At 74.1% G+C, this 4,724-nt stretch carries 3 protein-coding genes; all 3 read left to right on the forward strand.

The window, feature by feature from the left end:
* The coding region (locus ACFU99_RS33510; protein WP_384399249.1) for a hypothetical protein at positions 1-216 on the forward strand (216 nt) is incomplete at its 5' end.
* Complete coding sequence (locus ACFU99_RS33515; RefSeq protein WP_384399252.1) at positions 213-1,478, forward strand: ATP-grasp domain-containing protein; 1,266 nt, start codon at positions 213-215, stop codon at positions 1,476-1,478. The genes ACFU99_RS33510 and ACFU99_RS33515, both read left to right, overlap by 4 nt.
* Positions 1,475-4,690 (forward strand): amino acid adenylation domain-containing protein, encoded by a 3,216-nt coding sequence (locus ACFU99_RS33520; RefSeq protein ID WP_384399254.1) that lies wholly within the window; start codon positions 1,475-1,477, stop codon positions 4,688-4,690. Before ACFU99_RS33515 ends, ACFU99_RS33520 begins: the two co-directional genes overlap by 4 nt.
* Positions 4,691-4,724: the final 34 nt, after the last annotated feature.

The raw sequence follows: 4,724 nt of genomic DNA on the forward strand, positions 1-4,724 counted from the left end.
CTCGGCGACGTGGTCGCCGAACACGACCGCGGCGGCGGCCCGGGCGCGTTCGCCACCGCGTTCGCCACCGCCCGCGAACGCCTGGCGGAACACGGCGGCTGGCTGCGCGGGCACCGGGGACGGACCGACGCCGCCCGGCACGAACTCCACACAGCGGTCGACAAGCTCGTAGCCGGGGCGGAACCGGCGGGGCGGGACCGGAAAGGCACGCGATGAGCGACACCGGCGGCGGACGGCAGTGGTTCGCCTTCCTGGAGAGCAACACCACAGGAACCGGGCGGCAGTTCTGCGCGGCGGCCGCGGCCCGCGGCATGCGCCCGGTGCTGCTCGCCCGCGACCCCGGCCGCTACCCGTACGCGGCGGAGGACGGCGTCGAGACCGTCGTGCTCGACACCGGGGACTTCGACGCCGTCCAAGAGGCGTGCGAGCGGCTCGCTGCCGGGGCCGGGCTCGCCGGGGTCGCCTCCAGCTCCGAGTACTTCGTGGCGCCCGCCGCCCGCGTCGCCGCGAAACTGGGGCTCCCCGCGGCCGACGGCGACGCCATCGCCCGCTGCCGCCAAAAGGACGCCCAGCGCGACCTGCTCGCCGCGGCCGGCGTGCCCTCGCCCGACTACCGCTCCGTCGGGGAAGTCGCCGAAGCCGTCGGCGCGGCACGGGAGATCGGCTACCCCGTGGTGCTCAAACCCGTCAGCGGCTCCGGCTCGGTCGGCGTGAAGCTCTGCCGCGACGAGGACGAGACGCGGCAGTGGGCGGACCGGCTGCTGTCCCGTACGGGCGACGAGCGCGGCACGCCCGTACCCCGCCGCCTGCTCGTCGAAGCGGCCGTCGACGGGCCGGAGTTCTCCGTGGAGACCTTCGGCACGGACGTGGTGACCGTCGTCGGCAAACACATCGGGCCCGAGCCCTACTTCGTGGAGACGGGCCACGACGTGCCCGCCGCCGTCCCCGAGGACGTACGGGCCGTGCTCGCCGACACGGCCGTACGGGCGCTCGCCGCCCTCGGCCTCGGCTGGGGCGCGGCCCACACCGAACTGCGCTGGTCGACGGCGGGCCCCATAGTCATCGAGGTCAACCCGCGGCTCGCCGGGGGCATGATCCCCGCCGCCGTCAAGGCCGCCACCGGCACGGACCTCGTGGACGCGGTCATCGCCCGCGCCAGCGACGGCCCGCCCCCGGCCCCCGGCCCCGCGGCCGGGCACGCCGCCGTCCGCTTCCTCATGGCGCCGGGCGCAGGGCGGGTCACGGCCGTCGGCGGGCTGGACGAGGCGGCGGCGGGCCCCGGCGTCGTCCTGGCCCACGCCACCGCGGCCGCCGGAAAGACCGTGGGAATCACCCACTCCTTCCTCGACCGCCTGGGCTACGCCGTGGCTGCCGGCCGGGACGCCGAGGAGGCCGCGCGGCGCGCGAAGGCGGCCGTACGACTGATCAGGATCGAGATGCGGGCCACGGAATGGGACGAAGGGGGCGGCGGGCAGTGACGGGGAACGCGAGCCAGGGGGCGCCCACCAGCGCGCCACGGTGGACCGAGCACGGCGCGCCCGCCGACGGCGCCGGAGAACACCGCGGCCGGATACCCGAGGAACTGGCGGCGGACCTCCGCCGCACCGCCGCGCGGCTCGGCACGGACCTCGCCACTCTGCTGCTCGCCGCGCACGCCCGCGTCCTGGCCACCGTGACGGCGGAACACGAGCTGAACACCGGTCAGGTACGCACCGCCGACGCGGCCCCGACGGCACTGCGGCTCACGGTCGCCGACTCCACATGGGCCGAACTGGTGCAGAGCGTGCGGGTGTCGGAGCCTGGGGAGACAGGGCGGACGACGGAGATCGTCTGCGATCTCGCCGCTCTCGAAGCCCCCAGCCCCCGCGATGCCCTGGGGGACGGCGTGCTGCTGCGCGTCGTCTTCACCCCCGACGGAGCCGGGCTCTCGCTGCGCGTGCTCTTCGACCGCGCCACGCTGAACGAGGAGTACGCGGCCCGGCTGACGGGCTATCACCTCACCGCGCTGCGCCTCCTCGCCGCCGACCCCGGCGCCCGGCACCACCGGCAGAGCCTGCTCTCCCCGGCCGAGACGGAGATCCAGCTCCACGGTCTGTCCGGACCCCGGACCGGGCCGCTGGAGCAGACGTTCACGGACCTCTTCGAGGAGCAGGTCCGCGGCGGGCCCGACCGGATCGCCGCCGCGCACGGCGCGGACCGGTGGACGTACGGGGAACTCAACGCCCGCGCCAACCAGTACGCCCACGCCCTGCTCGCCGCCGGAGCCAAGGCCGAGGACGTGGTGGCCGTGGTCATGCACCGCGGCCTCGACTGGATCGCCGCGGCACTCGGCGTCTTCAAGGCGGGCGGCGTCTACCTGCCCGTACACCCGGACTTCCCGGCGGAGCGGACGGCCGGTCAACTCGACCGCAGCGAGTGCGCGTTGGTGCTCGCCGAACCTTCGGCCGAGGCGCGCGTGCGGGAAGCAGCGGCCGGTCTCGACCGGCCGCCGCGCATCCTGATCACGTCTCAGGTCTCACAAGGCTCAGGGAAGAGCGACGAGAATCCGGGGATCGCCGTCGCCCCCGGCCAGGCCGCGTACATCTACTTCACCTCCGGCTCCACCGGCGCCCCCAAGGGCGCGCTCTGCGAGCACGCGGGGCTGCTCAACCACCTCCATATGAAGATCGAGGACATGGGGATGGCGGCGGGCGGCGGCGAGGTGAGCGCGCAGACCGCCGCCCAGTTCGTCGACATCTCGCTGTGGCAGTTCGCCGCGCCGCTGCTGGTCGGCGGCAGTACCCGCGTCGTGGACACCGACACGCTGCTCGACGTCGACCGCTTCCTCGACGAGATCGTGCGCGGCGCGGTCACCGTCGCCCAGGTCGTCCCCTCCTACCTGGAGGTGCTGCTCGCGCACGTCGAGCGGCACCCGCGGCCGCTCGGCGGTCTGCGGGCGCTGTCGGTGACCGGCGAGACGCTGCGGCTGGAGTCGGTACGGCGCTGGTTCCGGGCGTACCCGCACATCAGGCTGGTCAACTCCTACGGGGCGACCGAGGTGTCCGACGACACCATGCACGAGGTCCTGGACCGCGCGCCGCAGGGCGACTTCGTCTCCGTCGGCCGGGCGCTGCGGAACGTCGACGCCTATGTGCTGGACGAGAATCTGGCGCTGGCGCCGCTCGGCTCACCCGGCGAGATCGCCTTCTCCGGCGTCTGCGTGGGGCGCGGCTACATCAACGACGAGGAGCGGACCCGGCAGGCGTTCGTCCCCGATCCCTTCCGGGCCGACACGCGGATGTACCGCACGGGGGACTTCGGCCGCCGGCTGCCGGACGGGCGCATCGAGTATCTCGGCCGTCGCGACGAACAGGTCAAGATCCGGGGCTTCCGCATCGAAATCGGGGAGATCGAGAACCGGCTGCTGGCCATGGCGGACGTCCGCGACGCCGCCGTGGTCATCGAGGGCGCGCCGGGCGGCCCCCGCAACCTCGTCGCCTTCTTCACCGGCGGCGAGGAACTGGTCGCGGAGCATCTGCGCGACTTCCTCGCCGGATCGCTGCCCGACTACATGGTGCCCACCTACTTCCACCGGCTACGGCGGCTGCCGCTCACCGAGAACGGAAAGGTGGACAAGACGGCGCTGCTCCGGCTGGCCGGCACGCTCGGCCACGGCGGCGCGCCCTACGTCGCGCCGCGCACCCCCACCGAGCAGCGGCTGGCCACGCTCTGGGCGGAGGTGCTGAACGCCCCGCTGGAGCGCATCGGCCGGGACGACGACTTCTTCGAGCTGGGCGGCTCCTCGCTCGCCGGGGTGCGGCTCGTGGTCCGGATGGACCGGGAGCTCTCCCTCAAACAACTCGTCGGCCACCCGGTGCTCAGCTCCCTCGCGGCGGTCCTCGACGGAACGCACCCCGAAGGGCCCTCGGCGGACGGTCTGCTCCAGCCGCTGTCCCGCGTCGACGCCGCGCACCACAGCCTGGTCTGCTTCCCCTACGCGGGCGGAAACGCCGTCAACTTCCGCGCTCTGGCAGCTGAGTTGGAGCGTGACGGCATCGCCGTGTACGGAGTGGAGCCGCCCGGACACGATCTGGCCGACGACGGGGAGCCGCTGGCCGACGTGGCGGAGGTGGCCCGCCGGGTGCACGCGGAGATCGTGGCGCGGGTCGGCACGCCCGTACTGCTGTGGGGGCACGGCGAGGGCGCGGCGGCGGCGCTGGAGACGGCGCGGCTGCTGGAGGCGGACGGCCGCCGGGCGGAGCGCGTCTTCATCGGGGCGCTGCTGCTGGACGAGGTCGACGACCTGCGGCGCGAGATGCGGACGGTCGCGGACGCCGACAACCGCACCCTCCTCGCGCGGCTGCGCTCCGAGAGCGCCTATGTAGAACTCGACGGACTCAAGCCGGAACGCGCCGAGGTGGTGGGATCGGCCTACCGCCACGATGTGCTGACGGCCCATCACCACCTCATCGCCGTCCGGCAGAACGCCGAGCGGTACGGCATCACGTCCGCGGTGGACGTCGTCGTCGCCCAGGACGACGCGACGACCAGCGGGTTCGGGGAGCGGCACGGCGAGTGGAAGCTGGTCGCGGACACTGTGCGGCTGCGCGAACTCGCGCAGGGCGGGCGGTACTTCGTACGGGCGTCGCCCGCGGACAGCGCGGCGCTGGTCCGTGCGGCGTGCGAGCGGCCGCGGCGCACCACGGTGTGACGCCGATGCGGGTGCGGAAGCCGACACAGGCACA

This window comes from Streptomyces sp. NPDC057654, from assembly GCF_042800135.1.
Taxonomy (GTDB): domain Bacteria; phylum Actinomycetota; class Actinomycetes; order Streptomycetales; family Streptomycetaceae; genus Streptomyces.

What these genes read in the sequence shown, in the direction of transcription:
- ACFU99_RS33515 (WP_384399252.1), top strand. Translation starts at nt 213, where the DNA reads ATGAGCGACACCGGCGGCGGACGGCAGTGGTTCGCCTTCCTGGAGAGC.